17 protein-coding genes are annotated in these 22,638 nt (G+C 67.8%); 11 read left to right on the top strand and 6 right to left on the bottom strand.

Annotation, left to right across the window (positions count from 1 at the left end):
• The first annotated feature begins 19 nt into the window (after positions 1–19).
• Positions 20–769, top strand: a complete 750-nt coding sequence (gene tpiA / locus FHR19_RS11180; protein WP_184028276.1) for a triose-phosphate isomerase — start codon at positions 20–22, stop codon at positions 767–769.
• A gap of 31 nt (positions 770–800) precedes the next feature.
• Positions 801–1,736, top strand: coding sequence for a phosphoglycerate mutase family protein (locus FHR19_RS11175; RefSeq protein ID WP_184028274.1), 936 nt, complete (start codon positions 801–803; stop codon positions 1,734–1,736).
• A gap of 93 nt (positions 1,737–1,829) precedes the next feature.
• Here the strand turns inward: FHR19_RS11175 and FHR19_RS11170 are convergent, their stop codons facing one another.
• Positions 1,830–2,126 (bottom strand): YciI-like protein, encoded by a 297-nt coding sequence (locus FHR19_RS11170; protein ID WP_184028272.1) that lies wholly within the window; start codon positions 2,124–2,126, stop codon positions 1,830–1,832.
• Entirely contained in the window at positions 2,123–3,511 is a 1,389-nt protein-coding gene (locus tag FHR19_RS11165; RefSeq protein ID WP_184028270.1) for a leucyl aminopeptidase family protein, read from the bottom strand. The genes FHR19_RS11170 and FHR19_RS11165 overlap by 4 nt, the downstream gene beginning before the upstream one ends.
• An 84-nt stretch (positions 3,512–3,595) precedes the next feature.
• On the opposite strand from FHR19_RS11165, the gene rimO reads away from it, so the two are divergent.
• From rimO to FHR19_RS11150, 3 genes are all read left to right on the top strand, one after another.
• Complete coding sequence (gene rimO / locus FHR19_RS11160; protein WP_184028267.1) at positions 3,596–4,924, top strand: 30S ribosomal protein S12 methylthiotransferase RimO; 1,329 nt, start codon at positions 3,596–3,598, stop codon at positions 4,922–4,924.
• Between the two features lie 210 nt (positions 4,925–5,134).
• Positions 5,135–8,698, top strand: coding sequence for a DNA polymerase III subunit alpha (dnaE, locus tag FHR19_RS11155; protein ID WP_184028265.1), 3,564 nt, complete (start codon positions 5,135–5,137; stop codon positions 8,696–8,698).
• A gap of 72 nt (positions 8,699–8,770) precedes the next feature.
• Positions 8,771–10,366 (top strand): long-chain fatty acid--CoA ligase, encoded by a 1,596-nt coding sequence (locus tag FHR19_RS11150; protein WP_184028263.1) that lies wholly within the window; start codon positions 8,771–8,773, stop codon positions 10,364–10,366.
• Here FHR19_RS11150 and FHR19_RS11145 read toward each other — a convergent pair.
• A complete protein-coding gene (locus tag FHR19_RS11145; RefSeq protein WP_184028261.1) occupies positions 10,353–11,177 on the bottom strand; it encodes an endonuclease/exonuclease/phosphatase family protein in 825 nt (274 codons plus the stop codon). The genes FHR19_RS11150 and FHR19_RS11145 overlap by 14 nt on opposite strands.
• Positions 11,178–11,203: 26 nt before the next feature.
• Positions 11,204–12,274 (bottom strand): PA0069 family radical SAM protein, encoded by a 1,071-nt coding sequence (locus FHR19_RS11140; protein ID WP_184028259.1) that lies wholly within the window; start codon positions 12,272–12,274, stop codon positions 11,204–11,206.
• 185 nt (positions 12,275–12,459) lie between these two features.
• Between FHR19_RS11140 and FHR19_RS11135 the strand changes: the two genes are divergently transcribed.
• From FHR19_RS11135 to FHR19_RS11115, 5 genes are all read left to right on the top strand, one after another.
• Complete coding sequence (locus FHR19_RS11135; RefSeq protein WP_184028257.1) at positions 12,460–14,073, top strand: phosphoenolpyruvate carboxykinase; 1,614 nt, start codon at positions 12,460–12,462, stop codon at positions 14,071–14,073.
• A gap of 91 nt (positions 14,074–14,164) precedes the next feature.
• Complete coding sequence (locus FHR19_RS11130; protein WP_184028254.1) at positions 14,165–15,040, top strand: NAD(P)-dependent oxidoreductase; 876 nt, start codon at positions 14,165–14,167, stop codon at positions 15,038–15,040.
• Between the two features lie 16 nt (positions 15,041–15,056).
• Positions 15,057–15,467: a protocatechuate 4,5-dioxygenase subunit alpha gene (gene ligA, locus FHR19_RS11125; protein ID WP_184028252.1), complete on the top strand. Its 411-nt coding sequence runs from the start codon at positions 15,057–15,059 to the stop codon at positions 15,465–15,467.
• A 1-nt stretch (position 15,468) separates the two neighbouring features.
• Positions 15,469–16,365, top strand: coding sequence for a class III extradiol dioxygenase subunit beta (locus FHR19_RS11120; RefSeq protein ID WP_184028250.1), 897 nt, complete (start codon positions 15,469–15,471; stop codon positions 16,363–16,365).
• A gap of 143 nt (positions 16,366–16,508) precedes the next feature.
• Entirely contained in the window at positions 16,509–17,450 is a 942-nt protein-coding gene (locus FHR19_RS11115) for a Gfo/Idh/MocA family oxidoreductase (RefSeq protein ID WP_184028248.1), read from the top strand.
• 44 nt (positions 17,451–17,494) lie between these two features.
• On the opposite strand, the gene FHR19_RS11110 is transcribed toward FHR19_RS11115, so the two are convergent.
• Positions 17,495–18,040 (bottom strand): hypothetical protein, encoded by a 546-nt coding sequence (locus tag FHR19_RS11110; protein WP_184028246.1) that lies wholly within the window; start codon positions 18,038–18,040, stop codon positions 17,495–17,497.
• 224 nt (positions 18,041–18,264) lie between these two features.
• Here FHR19_RS11110 and FHR19_RS11105 point away from each other — a divergent pair, with 224 nt between their 5' ends.
• Entirely contained in the window at positions 18,265–21,468 is a 3,204-nt protein-coding gene (locus tag FHR19_RS11105) for a TonB-dependent receptor domain-containing protein (RefSeq protein ID WP_184028243.1), read from the top strand.
• 57 nt (positions 21,469–21,525) lie between these two features.
• On the opposite strand, the gene FHR19_RS11100 is transcribed toward FHR19_RS11105, so the two are convergent.
• Entirely contained in the window at positions 21,526–22,551 is a 1,026-nt protein-coding gene (locus FHR19_RS11100) for a hypothetical protein (RefSeq protein WP_184028241.1), read from the bottom strand.
• Between the last annotated feature and the right edge of the window lie 87 nt (positions 22,552–22,638).

Below are 22,638 nucleotides of genomic sequence, written 5' to 3'. Positions count from 1 at the left end.
GGTTGATGCGGGGATTGTGATGACACGGCGGAAGTTGGTGGCGGGAAACTGGAAGATGCACGGACTGCGCGATGCGGTCGTGGAGGTCGAGGCGATCGCTGCCGCCGCCGCCGCGCATCCGGGCGTGGACGTGGCGTTGTGCGTGCCCACCACGCTGCTCGCGCTAGCGGCGGAACATGCCGGTGCGCTGGCGATCGGGGCGCAGGACGTGCACGAACGCGATTCGGGCGCGCACACCGGCTGCATCTCCGCGCCGATGCTGAAGGAAGCGGGGGCCACAACGGTGATCGTCGGCCACAGCGAGCGGCGCGCCGACCAGAACGAGACGAGTCACGACGCCTGGGCGAAGGCCGCCGCCGCGCGCCGTCACGGGCTGTCGGTCATCCTGTGCTGCGGCGAGACCGAGGCCGAGCGCGACGCCGGCCGTGCCGAGCGCGTTGTCCAGGCGCAGATCGAGAAATCGGTGCCCGAGGATGCAAGCGGCGACTGGTTCACACTCGCCTACGAACCGCGCTGGGCGATCGGCACGGGCCGCACGCCCACGGTCGAGGAAATCGCCGCGATCCACGCCATCGCCCGCGCCAAGATGCGCCAGATGGTGGGTGAGGCGGCGGACGGCATCCGGATCCTCTATGGCGGATCGGTGACGGGGGCGAACGCCGACACGATCCTCGCCGCGCCGCACGTCGACGGCGCGCTGGTCGGCGGCGCGAGCCTGACCGCGGAGAAGTTCGTGCCGATCATTGAAGCGGCGGCGGCGCTCGGTTAAGCGCGGGCACCAGGAGGCCGAAGGGATCGCGATGTCGATCAAGCTGTTGGGCGAACTGCTCGCATTCTCGGCCATACAGTCCGCCGCGCCCGTTCCGACCTTTTGCGAGCGGGTGGCGCCCCAGATCGAGCTGATCCCCGTTGAAAGGGGGCGTCAGGGTCAGACGACGGGCGAATTGCTGCGCGACATGGCGACGCTCGGCTTGTCGCTGGTCGGCGGGACGCTTGGCACGTCGATCTCGCTTCGCCCGATTGGCGACAACGTGACGATGGCCGAGGCCGAGGCGATCATCGACAAGGTGTGCATGAGCACCAAGGCCGGCGTGCGCTGCCGCTTCGAAGGGCCGCTTCGCATCAAGCTGGGCACGCGCAAGGGCGAGGTCGATATGACGGCCGCCCCCGGCGAGCGGGCCGAGGTCGAGATCAAGGGCACAAGGTCTTCTGCCGCGACCCGCGCGCATTCGCCGATGGCTGAGGCCCATCGCGCCTGGCGACGACGCCGGGTCCTCGGCCTTGCGGCAGCGCTGGCGCTGGCCAGCTGTGCGGGCAAGCCTGCGCCGCAGACGATCTACGTCGTCCGCCATTTCGACACGCCTGAGGGGGTGAAGGACGCCCGGCTGACGGCTGTCGGCGAGGCGCGCGCCCGGTCGCTGGTCCGCTGGTTCGAGGGCAAGTCGCTGGCGGCGATCTATGTCACGCCGTTCGCCCGGACGCGGGCGAGCGCCGCTCCGGTGGCTGCGGCGAAGGGCCTGAAGCCGATCGACTATGACTGGACCGACGCCGCGCGGCTGGTCGGGGCGGTGAAGGCGCAGCCGGGGGACGTTCTGATCGTCGGGCACAGCAACACCGTGCCCGAGATCGTCGAGTGCTTCGGCGGCACCCGCCCCGGCCCGCTCGTCCATGCCGATTTCGGCGACCTGTGGATCGTGCGCGAGGGGAAGAGCGAGCGGGTTTGGGTCGAGCCCTGACCCCCGAACGTCATCGCAGCGAAGGCTGGGATCGTTCATTGAGGGCACGCCGGAGATGCGGCGAGCGGCCTCAGCCTTCGCCGGGGCGACGACTCAGGGTCGGACCGGCGTCGCCGCAAGCGCACCGACCACCGTCGCCCATGGCTTGAGCGTCCAGTCGAGCACCAATCCTTCCGCCACATAAGGGTCCGCCGCCGCGAACGCCTGTGCCGCGGCGCGCGTCGTGAACACCAGCAGCCCCTCGTCCGGCGGATCGCCCGCCGCGCCGCCGAGGATCAGCGTCCCCTCGTCGGCGACCTCCCAGGCGAGGCGCAGATGCTCGGCGCGGAACGCTCCGCGCCGTCCGAGATAATCGGGCGCGAAGCGATAGCGGAGCAGCCAGTGCGTCATGCGCCGTACCGTGCCCGAAGCATTGCCCAGGCCGCGCGCAGGCCATAGGCGTCGCCGCCCTTGGGCCGCCCCGGCTTCGTCGCGGGCCGCCAGGCGAACACGTCGAGATGCGCCCAGGGCGTCGCGGGGGGCACGAAACGCCGCAGGAACAGCGCGGCGGTGATCGCGCCGGCAAAGCCGCCCTCGGGCGCGTTCACCATGTCCGCGATGTCGGACTTGAGCATGTCGTCATATCCGTCCCACAGCGGCATCCGCCACAAGGGGTCGCCGGTCCGCTCGCCCGCCGCCAGCAGATCGGCGGCCAGCCCCTCGTCATTGGCGAACAGCGGCGGCAGGTCGGGGCCGAGCGCCACGCGCGCGGCGCCGGTCAGCGTCGCATAATCGAGGATCAGCTCGGGCTTCTCCTCGACCGCGCGGGTCAGTGCGTCGCACAGGATCAGCCGCCCTTCGGCGTCGGTGTTGGTGTTCTCGACGGAGAGGCCCTTGCGCGTCCTCAGCACGTCGCCGGGACGGAAGGCCGCGCCCGACACCGCATTCTCGACCGCGGGTATCAGCAGGTGCAGCCGCACCGGGAGCCGCGCCGCCATGACGAGTTCGGCGAGCGCCAGCGCGTGTGCCGCACCGCCCATGTCCTTTTTCATCAGCCGCATCGCTGCCGAGGGCTTGAGGTCGAGGCCGCCGGTATCGAAACACACGCCCTTGCCGACGATCGCGACGCGCGGATCGCCGTCGCGGCCCCAGTCGAGCTCGATCAGCCGCGGCGCGCGCGCCTGAATGGCCGCGGCGCCGACAGTGTGGATCATCGGATAACCGCGCTCGAGATCGGCGCCCTTCGTCACCGTCAGCCGCGCGCCGTGTGCCGCGCCGATTTCCGCCACTGCAGCCTCGAGCTCGGCGGGGCCTAGGTCGCCGGCGCCGGTGTTGACCAGATCGCGGACGCGCATCATCGCCGCCGCCTCGCGCAGCACCGGCTCGATCCGCCCCGGCTCGCTCGTCAGCAACGTGCGCGGCCCCGGCGCCTCCTCGCTCCGATACCGGTCGAAGCGATAATGCGCGAGGACCCAGCCAAGCATCGCGTCGCCCGGCTCGCGTGCGTCGAGGCGATAGACGCCCTCGGGCAGCGCCTCTGCCGCGCGGGCGAGGCACCATGGGCCCAGCGCGCCCGCATCCTTGACCGCGACGACCGCCGACCAAGCCTCCGCCGCTTCGCCCGGCAGGATCGCGAAGGCGCCTGGCGTCGGCTTGAACCGATGCGCCAGCAGCGCAGCGCGGTGGCGGGGCGGCTGCTGGCGCAACCAGTCGTCGTGGCCGGCCGCATCGACGAGGTGAATGGCGCGCGCGGGCTGGCCGCGATCGGGGGCGAGGGTTGCCTTGAGATCGATCATCGCCGGCGAAGCTAGGGGCTGCGCGCCCCCCGCGCCAGCGCCTCTCGCTTTTTCGCCCCAAAGACCTTATCTGCCCGCCCGATCATGGCAACGCGACTTCCCGAATCCCCCAAGGTGGGGATGGTCTCGCTCGGCTGTCCCAAGAACCTGGTGGACAGCGAGCGTATCCTGACCAAATTGCGATCCGAGGGCTATCGGATGTCGGCGGACTATGCCGGCGCCGACGTGGTGCTCGTGAACACCTGCGGCTTCCTCGACAGCGCCAAGGAAGAATCGCTGGAGGCGATCGGCGAGGCGTTGGCCGAGAACGGCCGCGTCATCGTGACGGGCTGTATGGGCAAAGAAGCCGAGGCGATCCGCACCCGCTTCCCGCAGGTGCTGGCGATCACCGGCGCGCACGAATACGAACAGGTGGTCGAGGCGGTGCACGAAGCCGCGCCGCCGATCCCGTCGCCGTTCGTCGACCTGGTGCCCGAGGCGGGCCTCAAGCTCACGCCGCGTCACTACAGCTATCTGAAGATCTCGGAGGGCTGCAACCACCGGTGCAGCTTCTGCATCATCCCGAGCTTGCGCGGCGACCTCGTCAGCCGACGCCCCGACGCGATCCTGCGCGAGGCGGAGAAGCTGGTCGCGGCGGGCACGCGCGAGCTGCTGGTCATCAGCCAGGACACCTCCGCCTACGGCATCGACATCCGCAAGCAGCCGCGGATGTGGAAGGGGCGCGAGGTCGTGCCGCACATGACCGATCTAGCGCGCGAACTGGGGCAGCTCGGGGCGTGGGTGCGGCTTCATTACGTGTACCCGTACCCGCACGTGGATCAGGTGATCCCGCTGATGGCGGAGGGGCTGATCCTCCCCTATCTCGACATTCCGTTCCAGCACGCCGCGCCCAATGTGCTGAAGCGGATGAAGCGCCCCGCGAACGAGGCCAAGGTGCTCGAACGGCTGAAGGCATGGCGCGCGATCGCGCCCGACATCACCATCCGCTCGACCTTCGTCGTCGGCTTCCCCGGCGAGACCGACGCCGATTTCGAGTATCTGCTGGATTGGCTGGACGAGGCGCAGCTCGACCGCGTCGGCGCGTTCCGGTTCGAGCCGGTAGAGGGCGCGGCGGCCAACGACCTCGACGGCGCGGTGCCCGAGGCCGTGAAGGAAGAACGCTACGCCCGGATCATGGAGCGTACCGCCGCCATCTCCGCCGCCAAGCTTCGGGCCAAGGTCGGGCGCGAGATCGACGTGATCCTCGATGCGGTGGACGAAGAGGGCGGCGCGACCGGCCGCTCGATGGCCGACGCGCCGGAGATCGACGGCGAGGTGTTCCTGCGCGACGTGGTGGGGCGCGAGGTCGGCGACATCATCCGCGTGCGGGTGGAGGATGCCGACGACCACGACTTGTACGGCGCGCCGGTTTAGTCACTTCGTCACCCCGGCCTTGTCTCGGGTCCACCTCGCAGCGCGCGGTAGGCGTTATTGGCGACCGCGTTTCGCTGGCAGCGAGCGTCGGCAGCGCGGCCAAGTGGATAAGGCAACAAGTCCGGGATGACGGTGAACGCTGGGTCGTTTGCTGTGGATAAACTGATCCGTCGCCTTCCACGAACCGCCTCCAAGGCCTAGCCTGCACCCATGCCCCACGCCGAATACGTCCCGCTTCGCGTCTTCTCCTGCTACACGATGCTCGACGGCGCGATCGAGCCGAAGGCGATCGCCAAGCAGGCGCGCAAGCTGGGCTTTCCCGCGGTCGCGCTGACCGACCGCAACGGGCTCTACGCGGCGATGGCCTTTTCCGACGCATGCAAGGGCGAGGGGGTGCAGCCGATCATCGGCACGATGCTGTGCGTCGCGCGGCCCGGCACGATCGAGAGCCGCGTGCCGACGCTCGACTGGCTCTCGCTCTACGCGCAGGACGAGCGCGGTTACGACAACCTCTGTGCGCTGGTGTCGGAAGCGCATCTCGGCCGCCCGGTCGAGCTCGACGCGCATGTGCCGCTGGAGGCGCTGGAGGGCCGGACCGACGGCCTCCTCTGCCTGACCGCGGGCGGCGAGGGGGGGCTCACGCGGCTACTGGCGGAGGAGCAGGCGGGCGAGGCGGCGGCCTATCTCGACCGGCTCCAGCATCTGTTCCCCGACCGGCTCTATATCGAGCTCGCGCGGCGCGGCGATGCGGTGGAGACGGCGGCAGAGGCGGCGCTGATCGACCTCGCCTATGTCAACGACCTGCCGCTGGTCGCCACCAACCCCAGTTGCTTCGCCGAGGCCGATTTCCACGACGCGCACGACGCCATGCTGTGCATCGCGCATTCAAGCTACGTCATGTCGGAGGATCGCAAGCGTTCGTCGCCCGAGGCGTGGATCAAGCCCGCGCCGGTGATGAAGGCCGACTTCGCCGATTTGCCCGAGGCGATCGCCAACACCCTCGTCGTCGCGCAGCGCTGCGCCGTCGCCGCGCCAAAGCGCAAGCCGATCCTCCCCAGCCTGGCCGGTGACCGCGAGGGTGAGGCGCGGATGCTGCGCGAGACCGCGCGCGAGGGGCTGAAGCATCGCCTGCGCCGCATCGCCGAGCTGGAGGGGCGCGAACTCGCCCCCGGCTGGGACCGCCCGCACCACGGCGACGTCGCCCCCGATCAGGTCGCGCCGACGCCCGAGGAGCTGGAAAAGGCCGATGACTGGACTGCGATCTACTGGACGCGGCTGGATTACGAGCTCGACATCATCATCGCGATGGGATTTCCGGGCTACTTCCTGATCGTCGCCGACTTCATCAAATGGGCCAAGGATCATGACATTCCGGTGGGGCCGGGGCGTGGTTCGGGTGCGGGTTCGGCAGTCGCCTGGGCGCTAACCATCACTGATCTCGACCCGATCAGGCTGGGCCTGCTGTTCGAGCGGTTTCTGAACCCTGAGCGCGTGTCGATGCCCGACTTCGACATCGACTTCTGCGAAACCCGGCGGGGCGAGGTGATCCGCTACGTGCAGGCCAAATACGGCCACGACACGGTGGCGCAGATCATCACTTTCGGTAAGCTCAAGGCGCGCGCGGTGCTCAAGGACACCGGCCGCGTGCTCCAGATGAGCTACGGCCAGGTCGATCGCCTCGCCAAGCTCGTCCCCAACCACCCCACAGACCCCTGGACGCTCGACCGCGCGATCAATGGCGTCAGCGAGCTGCACCAGATGTACGAGCGCGAGGATGACGTCCGCCGCCTGCTCGACCTCGCGATGAAGCTGGAGGGGTTGCCGCGGCACTCCTCGACCCACGCGGCGGGCGTGGTCATCGGCGATCGACCGCTGGCGCAGCTCGTCCCGCTCTATCGCGATCCGCGATCGGACATGCCCGTCACGCAGTTCGACATGAAATATGTCGAGGGCGCGGGCCTGGTGAAGTTCGACTTTCTCGGCCTCAAGACGCTGAGCGTGCTGCGGAAAGCCGTCGACCTGCTCGCCAAGCGCAATATCACCATCGACCTCGACGGCCTCGCCTGGGACGACGAGGGGGTCTATGCGCTCCTCCAGCGCGGCGACACGGTGGGCGTGTTCCAGCTGGAATCGGAAGGGATGCGGCGCACGCTGTCCGCGGTCCGCCCGTCGAACTTCGGCGACATCATCGCGCTCGTCTCGCTCTATCGGCCGGGTCCGATGGACAACATCCCGAGCTTCGGCGCGCGGAAGAACGGGCGGGAGGCGGTGACGTACCCGCATCCGCTGCTAGAAGGCATCCTATCCGAAACCTACGGCATCTTCGTCTATCAGGAACAGGTGATGCAGGCCGCGCAGATCCTGGCGGGCTATTCGCTTGGCGGCGCCGACCTGCTGCGCCGCGCGATGGGCAAGAAGGTGAAGGCGGAGATGGACGCGCAGCGCGCGATCTTCGTCGCCGGCTGCGCCGAGCACAACGCGATCCCCGCGGCCAAGGCGAACGAACTGTTCGACTTGATCGACAAGTTCGCCGGCTACGGCTTCAACAAGAGTCACGCCGCCGCCTATGCGCTGCTCGCCTACCAGACCGCGTGGCTGAAGGCGCATTACCCGCACGAGTTCTTTGCAGCATCCATGTGCTTCGACCTCGCGCTCACCGACAAGCTGGCGATTTTCGTCGACGACATGAAGCGGCTGAACATCCCGTGCCTCCCCGCCGATCTCAACGCGAGCGAGGCCGAGTTCGACGTGCAGCCGCATGAGGACGGGTTCGCGGTCCGCTATGCGCTGGGCGCGCTCAAGGGCGTGGGCGAGCGGGCGATGGAGCAGGTGGTCGACGAGCGAAAGGCGAAGGGGGTGTTCAAGAGCCTCGACGACTTCGCCCGCCGCGTCGACCCGCGCCTCCTCAACAAACGACAGGTCGAGACGCTGGCGGCGGCAGGCGCGTTCGATGCGATGAACGACAACCGGCCGGGCGTCCATGCCGCGGCCGAGACGATCCTTGCGACCGCGCAGCGCATCCACGCCGGCCGCGCGAGCGGGCAGGGCGGCCTGTTCGGCGACGGCGAGGCGAGCGAGCCGCCGATCCGCCTGCCGTCGAGCGCGACGTGGACGCTGGCCGAGCGCATCAACGCCGAGAAGGAGGCGTTCGGCTTCTACTTCTCCGCCCATCCGCTCGACCGCTATGCGCACCTTGCCAAGGTCCACGCCGCGCGTCCGATCGCGGCGCTGGGCGAAGTGCAGATCGCCGAGGGCGCGCGCGCCGGCGCCACGATCGCCGCGCTGGTCGAGGATGCGCGCTGGCGCACCTCCGCTCGGGGCAAGCGATACATGATGGCGACGCTGTCCGACGCCAGCGGTCAGGTGGTCGCCACCTGTTTCGAGGATATGACCGCTGAGGCGCTCGAAGAAGCCGCGCGCGCAGGCGGCTGCGGCCTGATGCAGGTCGAGCTCGACCGCCGCGCGGGCGAGGATACGGCCCGCGTGACGGTCAAGACGATCCAGCCGTTCGAGACGCTGTCGAACAATGCCCGCCTCGTCCTCACCATCTGGGTGGACGAGGTCGCGGCGATCGAGCCGCTCGCCGGATTGCTCCGCCACGAACGCGGCGGGCGCGGGCGGGTGCGGATCGTCACCCCGATTGACGGCGGCGAGGCGGAAGTGTCGCTGGGCGAGGACTTCCTGATCGATGGCGAGCGCGTCGATGCCATCCGCGCCATTCCCGGTGTTCGAGAGGCGGAACTGCTCGCCCCCAAACTCCAGCTGGCGGGCTAGCAAAACTTCGACACTTTACGCATCGAGCGGCTGCGCTATTCTCCATACCCAAAGATCAAAATGGAGAGTGCGATGCTGGGCAAGATGCAGGAGTTCGAGCTGCGCGTGCCGCGTCTGGTCGAACATGCCGAGCGCGAATATCCGACGCGCGAGATCGTCACCCGCTGGTTCGACGGCCGCGAGACGCGCACGAACTGGGCGACGATCGGCCGCGATTCGCGCCGGCTGGCACAGGCGCTGGAGCGCGCGGGGCTGAAGCCTGGCGACCGCGTCGCGACGCTGGCGATGAACCACTCCCGCCACCTCGTCGCCTGGTACGGGACGATGGGGATGGGCGGCATCCTCCACACGATCAACCCGCGGCTGTTCCCCGACCAGCTCGCCTTCATCGCCAATCACGCGAGCGACCGCGTGATGCTCTACGACCGGATGTTCGCGCCCATCGTTGAGAAGATGAAGCCGCACTGGACGACGATCGAACATTATATCTGCTTCGACCCCGCCGAGGGCGAAGACGGGTTCGAGGACTGGATCGGCCGCGAGACCGGCGATTACACCTGGGTCGAGGGCAGCGAGCGCGAGCCGTGCATGCTCTGCTATACCAGCGGCACGACGGGCAATCCCAAGGGCGTGCTCTATTCGCACCGCTCCTCGCTGATCCACGCGATGTCGGAGGTGCAGCCTTCGGTGTTCGACCTGTCGACGCGGGCGGTGGGCATGCCGATCGTGCCGATGTTCCATGCGGTCGGCTGGGGCATTCCGTTCTCGGCGCCGATGGTGGGGATGAAGCTCGTCTTCTCCTGCGTCAACGAGCCGAAGATCCTGTGCGACCTGATGAACCGGGAGAAGGTGACGCATTCGGCGGGCGTGCCGACCGTCTGGTTCGCGATGTTCCAGTATATGGACGCGACCGGCGCCGCGCCCGAGCATCTGGAACTCGTTACCATCGGCGGGTCGGCGGCGCCGCGCTCGATGATCGAGCGGCTGATGAGGATGGGCATCCGCGTCAACCACGCCTGGGGCATGACTGAAACCTCGCCGATCGGGACGGTGGGCGCACGCAGCCACGACTGGGACGAACTGAGCTTCGAGCAGCAGCTCGATCAGGTAAGCCGTCAGGGGCGCGCGCCGTTCGGCATCGACATGCGGATCGTCGATGACGCAGGCCACGTCCTGCCCCGCGACGGCGAAAGCTCTGGCCGCCTGATGGTGCGCGGACCATGGGTGGTCGACCAGTATTTCGAGGAGACCGAACGCTGCGTCGATGCCGAGGGCTATTTCGACACCGGCGACGTGGCGATGATCCATCCCGACGGCACGATGCAGATCACCGACCGCGCCAAGGACGTCATCAAGTCGGGCGGCGAATGGATCAGCTCGGTCGACCTCGAGAACGCCGCGGTCGGCTGTCCGGGCGTGGCGGAGGCCGCTGCGATCGGCGTCCATCATCCGCGTTGGGAAGAGCGACCGATCCTGCTGGTTGTCAGGAAGCCCGGCGAGGAGGTGAGCCCCGACGCGATCATGGCGCACCTATCAAACCACGTCGCCAAATGGTGGCTGCCCGACGAGGTGCATTTCGTCGACGAACTGCCGCACACCGCGACCGGCAAGCTTCTGAAGACCGCGCTGCGCGAGCGGTTCAAGAATTACAGCCTCAAGGCCGCTTGAACCGGAGCGTCGCGATCACCGGGAAATGGTCGGAGGGGTAGCGCCCGCCGACCGTCTGCCGGTCGGCCGCCACTGCCTTGATATTTAACCCGCGCGTCAGGACCCAGTCGATCCGCTTCTCCGCCTTGCCGGTGAAGCCGTGGAACGTGCCCACCTCGGGCCTGCGCAGCGCGGTCCAGCTATCGGTGAGGCCGGCGGTAAGGTTGCGATAGGCACCGCTGCCCGGCACGTCGTTGAAGTCACCGGTGACGACCACTGGCTCGCCCTTTGGTAGCGTCGCAACGAACGCCGCGACCCTCGCCGCCGCCTTCTCTCGCGCCGGGCCGTCCTCGTCGCGATACGGAAAATGCGTGTTGACGAGCGTGAAGCGGCGGCCGTCACCCAACCGCTCGAACCGGCCCCACGTCACCATCCGGGGGAAGGGGTGGCCCCAACTGATGCTGCCCGGCACCTGCGGCGTGTCGGACAGCCAGAAGTCGCCCTGCGCCAGGAGCTTCAGCCGGTCGCGGCGATAGAAGACGCCCATATGCTCGTCCGCATGGCCGCCGCGCCGGTCGCGCCCGAACCAGGCATAGCGCGGGTCAGCGGCGACGATCGCGTCGGCCTGTCGCTGGAACAATTCCTGTGTGCCGACGACATCGGCGCCGATCCGCTTCCATACTTCGATCAGTCGAGCGGCGCGGCTGTCCCACTTGTCGGGCCCGTCGCCGTTCGACGGATAGCGGACGTTGAACGTCATTACCTGGAGTGGCGCTTGCGCGGCGGCGGGGACGGCGGACAAGAGCGCGAGCAGGGCGAGGAAGCGGAGCATATGCCTGCCTAGCCCGGCCGCCATGGTCAGAACAACTCGCCCTGCGCGCCCGCGGGCGGGCGGAACAGGTCGGTGCGAAGCTGCATCCGCTCGCCCTCCAGCCCGTATTTGCGGCACGCCTTGTGAAAGCGCGTCGAGAGCAGCGCGGCCCATGGCCCTTGCCCCTGCATCCGCGTGAAGAAGCCGGGGTCGTTGTCGCGGCCGCCGCGCAGCGACTGGGTGATCGCCATCACCTTGCCCGCCCGCTCGGGATAATGCGTGTCGAGCCACGCGCGGAACAGCGGCGCGACTTCGTGCGGCAAGCGCACCGGGATGAAGAACGCGCGCCGCGCGCCCGCCTCGGCGGCGAGTTCGAGGATATGCTCCATCTCGTGATCGGTGATCGCGGGGATGACCGGGGAGATCGAGACGAAGGTCGGCACCCCCGCCGCCGCCAGTTCCTGGATCGCCCGCAGCCGCCGCGCCGGCGCCGCCGCCCGCGGCTCCAAGGTCATCGCGATCTTCGGGTCGAGCGTCGTGACCGAGATCATCACCGCCGCCAGGCCTTTTGCAGCCATCGGCGCGATCAGGTCGAGGTCGTGCAGCACCCGATCGGACTTGGTGGTGATCGTGATCGGATGGTTCGTCTCCGCCAGCACCTCGATACACCCGCGCGTGATCCGCCAGTCGCGCTCGATCGGCTGATAGGGATCGGTATTGGTTCCAAACGCGATCGGGCGGCAGACATAGCCGGGCTTGGCCAACTCGGCGCGGAGCAGAGAAGGGGCGTCGGGCTTGGCGAACAGCCGCGTCTCGAAATCGAGGCCCGGCGACAGGTCGTGATACGCATGGCTGGGCCGCGCGAAGCAGTAGATGCAGCCATGCTCGCAGCCGCGATAGGGGTTGATCGATCGGTCGAACGGTACGTCGGGCGACTGGTTGCGCGCGATGATCGTGCGCGGGTGTTCGACGGTGACGGTGGTGCGCACAGGCGCGGCTTCCCCGTCGATCGCGGTCCGCTCGTCGAGCCAGTCGCCGTCCGCCTCACGCTCGGCAAGGTTGAAGCGCGTGCTCCCGCGATTGAGCGTGGCGCCGCGCGCTGGGCGAGTCGAGGGCATAAACCCTGATAGAGCCAGGATGAGAACGCATCAAGAACATCATCGGACGCGACGTCGGAGCGATATCGTGCCGGACGGCGCCGGGTTGATCCACGCATTTGACGAAAGCGCGCCCCCGGCATATGCGCAGCCATATTCTGCATACGTATGCGGCGGCGCAGCATCCGCCCACAGGAGAGACCGACGTGACCGATCGCACCCCCCGCCACGGCCTCGACGCGCAGGGCATTTCGACCAACGCGACGCTTTACTGGAACCTCGGCACCGCGCCTCTGGTCGAGCAGGCGGTGGCGCGCGGCGAGGGGCGGCTGGCCAAGGACGGCCCGCTGGTGGTTGAGACGGGCCGCCACACCGGCCGCTCGGCGCAGGACAAGTTCATGGTCCGCGATGCCGAGACCGAGAACAGCGTCTGGTGGGGCAAGTCGAACAAGCCGATGACGCCTGAGGCGTTCGCCGCGCTCAAGGCCGACTTCCTCGCCGAGGTCGCCAAGGCCGACGAACTGTTCGTCCAGGATCTGTACGGCGGATCGCAGGCCGAGCACCGCGTGAACGTGCGCGTCATCAACACGCTCGCCTGGCACAACCTGTTCATCCGCACGATGCTGGTCCGGCCGAACGCGGACGAATTGGCCGACTTCGTCCCCGACTTCACGATCATCGACCTGCCCGATTTCCGCGCCGATCCCGCGCGCCACGGCTGCCGCACCGAGACGGTGATCGCGGTCAATATCAGCGAGAAGATGATCCTGATCGGCGGCACCAAATATGCCGGCGAGATGAAGAAGTCGGTCTTCGGCCTGCTCAACTATCTCCTCCCTGAAAAGGGCGTGATGCCGATGCACTGCTCGGCGAACATCGGCGCCGAGGGCGGCAGCGCGGTGTTCTTCGGCCTGTCGGGCACCGGCAAGACGACGCTTTCGGCCGATGCCAGCCGCACGCTGATCGGCGACGACGAGCATGGCTGGTCGGACACCAACGTCTTCAATTTCGAGGGCGGCTGCTACGCCAAGATGATCCGCCTGTCCGAAGAGGCCGAGCCCGAAATCTTCGCGACGACCAAGCGGTTCGGCACGGTGCTCGAGAATGTCGTGATGGACGCGGGCACGCGCGAGCTCGATCTCGACGATGCGACGCTGGCGGAGAACAGCCGCGGCGCCTATCCGATCGACTTCATCCCCAATGCCAGCGCCGACAATCTGGGGCCGGTGCCGAAGAACATCGTGATGCTCACCGCCGACGCGTTCGGCGTGCTCCCCCCGATCGCCAAGCTGACGCCCGAACAGGCGATGTACCATTTCCTGTCGGGCTACACGTCGAAGGTAGCGGGGACCGAGATTGGCGTGACCGAGCCCGAGCCCGTTTTCTCGACCTGCTTCGGCGCGCCGTTCATGCCGCGCCACCCCTCGGTCTACGGCAATCTCCTCAAGGAGCGGATCGCCAAGGGCGGGGTCGATTGCTGGCTGGTCAACACCGGCTGGACCGGCGGCAAGTATGGCGTTGGCAAGCGGATGCCGATCAAGGCGACGCGCGCGCTGCTCAACGCCGCGCTCGACGGCAGCCTCAAGGATGCGGAGTTCCGCCGCGATCCGAATTTCGGTTTCATGGTGCCGGTCGAAGTGCCCGGCGTCGACGCGTCGATCCTCGATCCGCGCTCGACCTGGGCGAACCCCGCCGAATATGACGAGGCCGCCGCGCGGCTGGTCGACCTGTTCGTCGAAAACTTCGCGCCGTTCGAGGCGCATGTCGAGGACGGCGTGCGTCAGGCGGCCCCCGCACGCTTCGCCGAGGCGGCCGAATAAGCGGGCGCTTTCGACGCCCACTTCCGCAAATCGAATAGCCGGCGGCGGCTTTCGATTTGTGGCGTGGGGGCAGGGTCGGCAGAGTCCGGCCATGGTCGACAGGATCGCCACGATCGGGTTCGGGGAAGCGGCGGGCGCCTTTGCCGGCGCATGGTGCGTTCCGACCGTCGCTTATGACCTGAAGCTCGACGATCCCGCGGGGCGCGAGGCGATGCTGGCGCGTATGGCGGCGCACCGCGTCGTTGCCGCGCATCACGTCGCCGCGGCGATCGAGGGTGCCGACCTCATCCTATCGCTCGTGACGGCCGGGAGCGCGTTGGACGTGGCGAGAGCCGTCGCGAATGCGATCGCGCCCGGCCAGCTTTATTGCGATCTGAATAGCGTCGCGCCCGATACCAAGCGCGCGGCACAGGCCGCGATCGAGCGCGCGGGGGGACACTATGTCGATGTCGCCGTCCTCGCGCCGGTGTTTCCGAAGCAGCTTGCCGTCCCGCTGCTGGTGAGCGGTACGCACGCAGCCGACGCTGCCGCGGCGCTGGGCAGCGCGGGCTTCACGAATGTCTCCCTGCTCGATGGCCCGGTGGGTGCGGCATCCTCGGTCAAGATGATCCGCTCGGTGATGGTCAAGGGGATCGAGGCGCTGACCGCCGAATGCGTCCTTGCCGCCGAAACCGCGGGCGTGCGGGATGCGGTGATCGCCTCGCTCGACGCCAGCCCGGCGCCGCGCGGCTGGGCGGCGACTGCCGATTACAATCTCGACCGCATGATGCTCCACGGCCGCCGCCGTGCCGAGGAAATGCGCGAGGTCGTCAAGACGCTCGACGCGCTCGGCACCGGCAGCGCGATGACGCGGGCAACGGTCGAGCGGCAGGATGCGCTCGCCCGGCCCGGCGCGCCGGTGCCCGATGGACTGGCCGCCAAACTCGACATGCTGCTCGGCCGTTCGCGCGCCGAAGCCGCGGAATAGCCAAGGAGAGGCAAAGATGACCGGACCGCGTGACATCCACGCCTATCTCGCAGAGTTCGAGGACATTCCCGGAACCCGCGTCTTCACCGCGGCGCGCGCGCGCCAGGGCTATCATATGAACCAGTTCGCGATGAGCCTGATGAAGGCCGAGAACCGCGAACGGTTCAAGGCGGACGAGGCGGCCTACATGGCCGAATGGCCGCTGACCGACGAGCAGAAGCAGGCTCTGCTGGATCGCGACTACAACCGCTGCCTGGACCTTGGCGGCAACGTCTATTTTCTCTCGAAACTGTTCTCGACCGACGGCCTGCCCTTCGCAAAGGCGGTGGCGACGATGACCGACATGGATTTCGACCAGTACACGCAGATGATGATGCAGGGCGGCCGCTCGCCTGAGGGCGTTCGCAGCATCAAGGAGGGCCGCTAAGATGGCAAAGATTACCGCAGGCGTCGCCTCCAGCCATGTGCCGCTGCTGGGCGTCGCATCCGACCAGAACAAGGACGCGGACGGCTATTTCGGCCCGATTTTTGACGGATACGAATGGACGCGCGCGTGGGAGAAGGCGGAGAAGCCCGACGTCGTCATCCTCGTCTATAACGACCACGCCTCTGCCTTCGACATGAAGATCATTCCGACCTTCGCGATCGGCTGCGGCGAGCGGTACAAGCCGGCGGACGAAGGTTGGGGGCCGCGACAGGTGCCCGATGTTGAGGGGCATCCTGACCTTGCATGGCACATCGCCCAGAGCCTGATCCTCGACGAATTCGACATGACGATCATCAACGAGATGGACGTCGATCACGGCCTCACGGTTCCGCTGTCGATGATGTTCGGCAAGCCCGACGTTTGGCCGTGCAAGGTCATTCCGCTGGCGGTCAACGTCGTCACCTATCCGCCGCCTTCGGGCAATCGCTGCTGGGCGCTGGGCGAGGCGATCGCGCGCGCGGTCGACAGTTTCGAGGGCGATCTCAACGTGCAGATCTGGGGTACCGGCGGCATGAGCCACCAGCTTCAGGGCCCGCGCGCGGGGCTCATCAACAAGGAATGGGACAATCGCTTCCTCGACGGCCTTGTCGGCGACAGTGATCACCTGCGCCGCATTCCGCATATTGAATATCTGCGCGAGACTGGGTCCGAGGGGATCGAGATGGTCATGTGGCTCGTGATGCGCGGCGCGCTGGGAAAGAGTACGCGGCTGCTGCACCGGCATTACCACGTGCCTTGCTCGAACACCGCGATCGGTCATGCGGTGCTGCGGCCCGATAATGGCGAGGGCTTCGACATGACCGGCAGCGACGCGATCCACGCGGTCGCGGCGGCATAGCTATTCTCCCCTCCCTGGAAGGGAGGGGCCGGGGGTGGGTCGGTAGCCGCGATACGGCATCGGCAACTCCCAAAAGATCGGTCGTACCAAGACCAGACCACCCCCGACCCCTCCCTTCCAGGGACGGGAATAAGGAGCTCCCCATGAAAATCGCGCTCGCCGGTGCCGGTGCCTTCGGCGAAAAGCACCTCGATGCCCTGAAACAGATCGACGCGGTCGAGGTGATCTCGATCGTCGGCCGCAACCTCGACCCGACGCAGGCCGTGGCCGCGAAATACGGCATCGCCCATGCCTGCACCGACCTTGCCGAAGCGCTCGAGCAACCCGGCCTCGACGCGGTGATCCTCGCCACGCCGACGCAGATGCACGCGGCCCAAGCGATCCAGTGCATGGAGGCCGGCAAGCATGTCGAGGTCGAGATTCCGCTCGCCGACAGCTGGGCCGATGCCGAGGCGGTGATGGCCAAGCAGCGCGAGACCGGCCTCGTCTGCATGGTCGGGCACACGCGCCGCTTCAACCCATCGCATCAGTATGTCCACGACCGGATCAAGGCGGGCGAGTTCAACGTCCAGCAGATGGACGTCCAGACCTATTTCTTCCGCCGCAAGAATATCAACGCGAAGGGCGAGCCGCGGTCGTGGACCGACCACCTGCTGTGGCACCACGCCGCGCATACCGTCGACCTGTTTGCCTATCAGGCAGGGCCGATCGTTGCCGCACAGGCGATGCAGGGGCCGATCCATCCCGAACTCGGCATCGCGATGGACATGTCGATACAGCTGAAGGCGGAGAGCGGGGCGATCTGCACGCTGTCCTTGAGCTTCAACAATGACGGGCCGCTCGGCACCTTCTTCCGTTATATCGGCGACAGCGCGACGTACATCGCGCGCTACGACGACCTGGTGACCGGCAAGGAAGAGCCGATCGACGTCAGCGGCGTCGCGGTTTCGACCAACGGCATCGAGCTTCAGGACCGCGAGTTCGTCGCCGCGATCCGCGAGGGGCGCGAGCCCAATTCCAGCGTGGCGCAGGTGCTGCCCTGCTACCGCGTGCTCGGCGAGCTGGAGCGACAGCTCGCCGGCTGAAAGGCGAGGGGGGCGGGCGCCCGTGCGGCGGCGCCCCCGGTTCGTCAGCGGACCCGCTTGGCCTTGACCGAGCGGTTGGAGCCCGCGACCTTCAGATTGTAGCTGCCGAGGATGCCGACCTCGATCTTCACCGCCTCGTCGCGGCGCGGGACGAAGTTTGTCCGGCCCTCGGTCGTCTGCCAGGTCGATCCATCCGCCAGGCCGAGTATGTAGGTGCCGCCGCCGGCGGAAACGACGCGGGTGATCGTCGAATCGATCTCCTTCACCTCGGGCTCGCCCTTGCCCTCGTCGTCCTTGCCGTCGCCGAACAGGCCGAGGCGGGGGAGCTGGAAACCGAAGACGCGGCGCTTCGCACGGCGCATCCCCTCGCGGTCGAGGATGACGACCTGGCCGTCGTCCTTCGCAGTCAGGAGCGCGGCGGCGGCCTTGTCGAAGCAGGCGAGCCGCTCGGTATCGCCGCCGATCGCGCGGCACGCGGCCAGCGCGCCCGCCAGCCCGTCCGCGCGTGCTTCACCGCGCCCGTCCTGTGCCGCGGCGGGCGCACCCGCCACCGCCGCCAGGGTGATGCCCAGAATCAACGCTCCCCGCATATCGTCCTGCCCTTCGTCCGTGTCTTGGTCGCTGCTAGCTGATCGCGGGGCGTGACAGAACTGTGACTATAATGCCACCGTTTCGTTCGAAACCGCGCACGACCATGGAATCTCGTTGCTCGCGGAACGAAGCTGGCCTTAGATTTTGACCATGCCGGTTTCAGGGACCGGTGAATCGCGTCGTGTCGGAAAACGGCGCGAGGTAAAAAGGGAAAGCGCAACCAATGAAGAAGCTGACTCGCCAGAGGCTGCTGGCCTCGACGCTGATTATCGGCTCGGCCTTCGCCGCCACGCCGGCCTTCGCACAGGCCGTGCCCGCGACGCCGGAGACGACCCCCACCGTCAACCAGGACACTGCGACGCCCAGCGAGCAGGCCGCTGAGGCGACCAACACCGGCGAGGACATCGTCGTCACCGGCTCGCTGATCCGCAACCCCAACCTCGTCTCGTCGAGCCCAGTGAACGCCGTCGGCGCCGACGAAATCGATCTTCGTCAGACCAACACGGCCGAGCAGCTGCTGCGCGAACTGCCGGGTGCGGTTCCGTCGATCGGTTCGGCGGTCAACAACGGCAACGGCGGTGCGTCGTACGTCGATCTTCGCGGCCTCGGCTCGAATCGTAACGTCGTCCTCCTCGACGGCGTGCGTCTGGCCCCGTCGGAACTGGTCGGCCGCGTCGACCTCAACAACATCCCGCTCGCGATCGTCCAGCGCGTCGACTCGCTGACGGGCGCCGCCGTGACGACCTATGGTGCGGACGCCATCACCGGCGTCGTGAACTTCGTCACGCGCACCGACTTCGCCGGCCTCGAGGTCAACGCCTCGGAGCAGATCACCGAGCGCGGCGACGGCAACATCTTCCGCATCGACGCGACGATCGGCGCGAACTTCGCCGACGGCCGCGGTAACGCCGTGCTGAGCATCGGCTATCAGGAAGCCGATCCCGTCTATCAGGGCGATCGTGACTTCTCGATCACGCAGGTCGACAGCTACACCGGCCGCGGCGGCGGTTCGGGCACCTCGGTGCCCTCGACGATCTCGGGCACGCGTCCGGTCGTGAACGGCGTCATCAACACGACCCCGGCGTTCGTCCAGACGGGCGTGACGGCGGCCGGCGTGCCGATCCTCGCCCCGGTCACCGGCGGCGTCGCCAATGGCGGCAACCGTCAGATCGATCCGGCGACCGGCTTCGCACGCGCCGCTTACGCGCCGTTCAACTTCAACCCGTACAACATCTTCCAGACGCCGTTCGAGCGCTACAACATCTTCGGCTCGGCGCGTTACGAGATCTCGGACGCGATCGAAGTCTATTCGCGCGGCATCTTCTCGAAGAACACCGTCGAGACGATCATCGCGCCGTCGGGTTCGTTCGGTTCGTCGGTCACCGTCAACCTCAACAACCCGTTTCTGCCCGCGAACCTGCGCAACCAGCTTTGCGCGTTCAACGTCGCGCCGACCGTCACCGGCGTGAACGCCGCCGGCGCCTCGGTCTCGGGCCAGGCGACCTACACGCCGCGCTTCACGCCGGCGCAGTGCGCCGCCGCCGCGACCGCGACGGGCCGCACCGACCCGAACTACCGCGAGGTCACGTTCAACCTGTCGCGTCGTACGACCGAGGCAGGTCCGCGTACCTCGACCTTCCAGACGACGTTCTTCGATTACCGCCTCGGCTTCCGCGGCGCGCTGACCGACAACCTCGACTGGGATATCGGCGGTTCGTACGGCGAGAGCGAGAACATCCAGACGCTGGGTGGCTACATCCTCACCTCGCGCGTCCGCCAGTCGCTGCTGGTCGACGGCACGGCCGCTGCGCCGGTTTGCCAGAATCAGAACGGCGGCTGCGTCCCCGCGAACTTCTTCGGGCCCGAGGGCTCGCTGACGACCGCGGCGACCAACTTCCTGTCGGCTGCCAGCAGCACGACGAACCGCACCTCGCTGGGCCAGGTTCGCGGCACGGTCAGCGGTGACCTCGGCTTCTCGCTCCCGTGGGCGACCGAAGCGGTCGGAGTCGCCATCGGCGGCGAGTTCCGCGAGTACACCGCGCAGCAGGCGTCGGACACGCTGGCGCAGACGCCGGGCGAGCTCGGCGGTGCGGGCGGTGCGGCCCCGAACATCAACGGCGGCTTCAACGTCTGGGAAGCGTTCGGCGAGCTCATCGTGCCGCTCGTCAGCGACAAGCCCTTCTTCAAGAGCCTGACGATCGAAGGCGGCGCACGCTATTCCAGCTACAAGGTCAACTCGCCGGGCAACCCGACGTTCGAGACCACGACCTGGAAGGCCGGCGGCACCTGGGAGCCCACCGACGGCGTCCGCATCCGCGGCAATTACAACCGCGCGGTTCGCGCGCCGAACATCAGCGAGCTCTTCTCGCCGCTGAACACGGTGCTCACCAACCTGTCGATCGATCCCTGCGCCGGTGCGGCGCCGGTCGCCAACGCCAACCTGCGCGCGGTCTGCCTTGCGCAGGGTGCGCCGGCGGGCACGATCGGTTCGATCAACAACCCGACTGCGGGCCAGGCCAACATCACCAGCGGTGGTAACCTGAACCTTCAGCCGGAAACCGCCAGCACGTGGACGGCGGGCGCGGTGCTGACGCCTTCGTTCATCCCGGGCTTCACGCTGTCGGCCGACTATTACAACATCAAGGTCAAGGATGTTGTCGGCGCGCCGCTGCCGGGCGATCTGATCGGTGCGTGCTTCAACAACCTGTCGGCGGCCAGCGCGACGAGCACGGCCTGCACCGTGATCCGTCGTAACTCGGTCACCGGTGCGCTCGACGGCGCGCCGGACCTCGCGCCGGGCCTGTTCGCGCCGCTCAGCAACCTCGGCAAGCTCGAGACCGACGGCGTCGACGTGACGATGAACTACACCACGGGTCTGGGCAGCTTCGGCCGCCTGTCGCTCGGCTTCGTCGGCAACTGGACGCACTCGTCCAAGTACCAGGCGACCCCGACCGGCCTCGATCGCGAGTGCGTCGGCTTCTACAGCGTGAACTGCTCGTTCACGGGCTCGATCCAGCCCGAGTTCCAGTTCTCGCAGCGCACCACGCTCACCGTGGGCGACGTCGACGTCTCGCTGCTGTGGCGCTTCATCGACTCGGTCCAGTACGAGCCGGCGGCGTTCGCCGACGACCTCGCGGCTGCGGTTGGCGCAGGCTGCGCGGACCCGCAGGGTGCGGATCCGGACGGCTGCATCGTCAACCCCGAGTTCCGCCGTATTCCGGAGGAGCATTATTTCGACCTGACGATGCGCTTCAATGCGACCGACAACCTCGCGTTCTCGATCGCGGCGATCAACCTGTTCGACAACCAGCCCACCGTGGTCGGCAACACGGTTGGCGCCACGACGTACAACAGCGGCAACGTCTATCCGTCGACCTACGACGCGCTGGGCCGTCGCTTCTCGGCGAGCGCTCGCCTGAAGTTCTAATCTTCGGATTAGGCCAGAAAATGGGGGGTCGGACTTCGGTCCGGCCCCCTTTTTTCGTCAATCGATCAGGCTGGCGCCGAGCATGAGGGGGATGCCCGCGGCCTTCGCCGTCGCCTCTGCCCAGACGACGACCTTGGCAATCTCGTCGCCGTGCAGGTCGGCGGCGTTGCGATGCTCGGCGGCGCGCTCGACCGCGCCGAACTCGGCCGACAGCTTCGAGTGGCGGGTGAACGCAGGGCCAGCGACGATCGCGTCGATGCCGACCGCGTCGATCGACAGGCCGTAGAGGCGCACCAGCGCGCCCATCGCCTCTCGCGGGCGGGCCACCAGCGTCTCGCTGTCCAGCGTCGCGACGCGCGCGGGGCCGTATCGCGCGACGGTGCGCGCGAACAACGCGTGCTGCGCCAGCCAGCCCACTGCCGCGACCTGAAGATCGGTGAGCCCGAGATAGCCTTCGGTATCGAAGCCGAGGTCGACGAGCCCGTCCTTCAACAAGCCGATCAGCAATTCGCGAACCCAGAGCCGGCCCCACATGTCCTTCTTCGCGATCGAGCGAAGATAGGCGGGGAGCGGCGCGTGGAGCAGCAAGGCCTTCGCCTCCGGCCGCAATGCGAGGATGACGGGCGCAAGCGCGTTGACCACGTTCGACGGCTTGACGACGACGGCCTCGCCCGGCGCGAACGGACGCGCGAGCAGCGCCAGCGTCCGATCGAGCACCTCGGCCACCCGCGCCGGTTCGCCGCCGCGCCGCCGCCAGCCCACCATGTCGTTGAGCAGCAGCGGTTCCTTGAGCGCCATCGAAGTGCCCGGGGCGTCGAACGCCCGCGCGAGCATCGTCGAACAGCAATAAGCGGAATGGAAGATGAAATGGAGCGGCGCGGTGGCTGGCGGCGCCGTGTCCGCGCGCGCAACGGGGACGGGCCCGGGCGCATCGGCCAGCGCCTCCTCGGTCAGGAACGTCGTCGCCGCGTGACGACTGCGGTCGACCCAGCGGAAATGGAAGGCGTCGTGACCCGGATCATAGCGATGCGCGAGCCAGGCGGGGTTGCCGATCAGATCGGCGAGCGTGTCGGGAACTTGCATGCGGCATCTGCTGCGCCGTCGCCGCCGCCGACGCAAGCCGTCGGCCCTTGTATCGCCGACAGGTTCGGTTAGCTTCCCGCGCGGGCC

It is taken from the genome of Sphingomonas yantingensis, assembly GCF_014199325.1.
GTDB classification, from domain to species: Bacteria; Pseudomonadota; Alphaproteobacteria; order Sphingomonadales; family Sphingomonadaceae; genus Sphingomonas; species Sphingomonas yantingensis.
Note: the sequence above shows the minus strand (reverse complement) of the source record. Positions and strands in the feature narration are given on the sequence as shown.

Bases quoted from the DNA above. Each gene is read 5' to 3' on its own strand.
- tpiA (WP_184028276.1), top strand. From the start codon at position 20: ATGACACGGCGGAAGTTGGTGGCGGGAAACTGGAAGATGCACGGACTG.
- FHR19_RS11175 (WP_184028274.1), top strand. From the start codon at position 801: ATGTCGATCAAGCTGTTGGGCGAACTGCTCGCATTCTCGGCCATACAG.
- FHR19_RS11170 (WP_184028272.1), bottom strand. From the start codon at position 2,126: ATGACGCACTGGCTGCTCCGCTATCGCTTCGCGCCCGATTATCTCGGA.
- FHR19_RS11165 (WP_184028270.1), bottom strand. From the start codon at position 3,511: ATGATCGATCTCAAGGCAACCCTCGCCCCCGATCGCGGCCAGCCCGCG.
- rimO (WP_184028267.1), top strand. From the start codon at position 3,596: ATGGCAACGCGACTTCCCGAATCCCCCAAGGTGGGGATGGTCTCGCTC.
- dnaE (WP_184028265.1), top strand. From the start codon at position 5,135: ATGCCCCACGCCGAATACGTCCCGCTTCGCGTCTTCTCCTGCTACACG.
- FHR19_RS11150 (WP_184028263.1), top strand. From the start codon at position 8,771: ATGCTGGGCAAGATGCAGGAGTTCGAGCTGCGCGTGCCGCGTCTGGTC.
- FHR19_RS11145 (WP_184028261.1), bottom strand. From the start codon at position 11,177: ATGCTCCGCTTCCTCGCCCTGCTCGCGCTCTTGTCCGCCGTCCCCGCC.
- FHR19_RS11140 (WP_184028259.1), bottom strand. From the start codon at position 12,274: ATGCCCTCGACTCGCCCAGCGCGCGGCGCCACGCTCAATCGCGGGAGC.
- FHR19_RS11130 (WP_184028254.1), top strand. From the start codon at position 14,165: ATGGTCGACAGGATCGCCACGATCGGGTTCGGGGAAGCGGCGGGCGCC.
- ligA (WP_184028252.1), top strand. From the start codon at position 15,057: ATGACCGGACCGCGTGACATCCACGCCTATCTCGCAGAGTTCGAGGAC.
- FHR19_RS11120 (WP_184028250.1), top strand. From the start codon at position 15,469: ATGGCAAAGATTACCGCAGGCGTCGCCTCCAGCCATGTGCCGCTGCTG.
- FHR19_RS11115 (WP_184028248.1), top strand. From the start codon at position 16,509: ATGAAAATCGCGCTCGCCGGTGCCGGTGCCTTCGGCGAAAAGCACCTC.
- FHR19_RS11110 (WP_184028246.1), bottom strand. From the start codon at position 18,040: ATGCGGGGAGCGTTGATTCTGGGCATCACCCTGGCGGCGGTGGCGGGT.
- FHR19_RS11105 (WP_184028243.1), top strand. From the start codon at position 18,265: ATGAAGAAGCTGACTCGCCAGAGGCTGCTGGCCTCGACGCTGATTATC.
- FHR19_RS11100 (WP_184028241.1), bottom strand. From the start codon at position 22,551: ATGCAAGTTCCCGACACGCTCGCCGATCTGATCGGCAACCCCGCCTGG.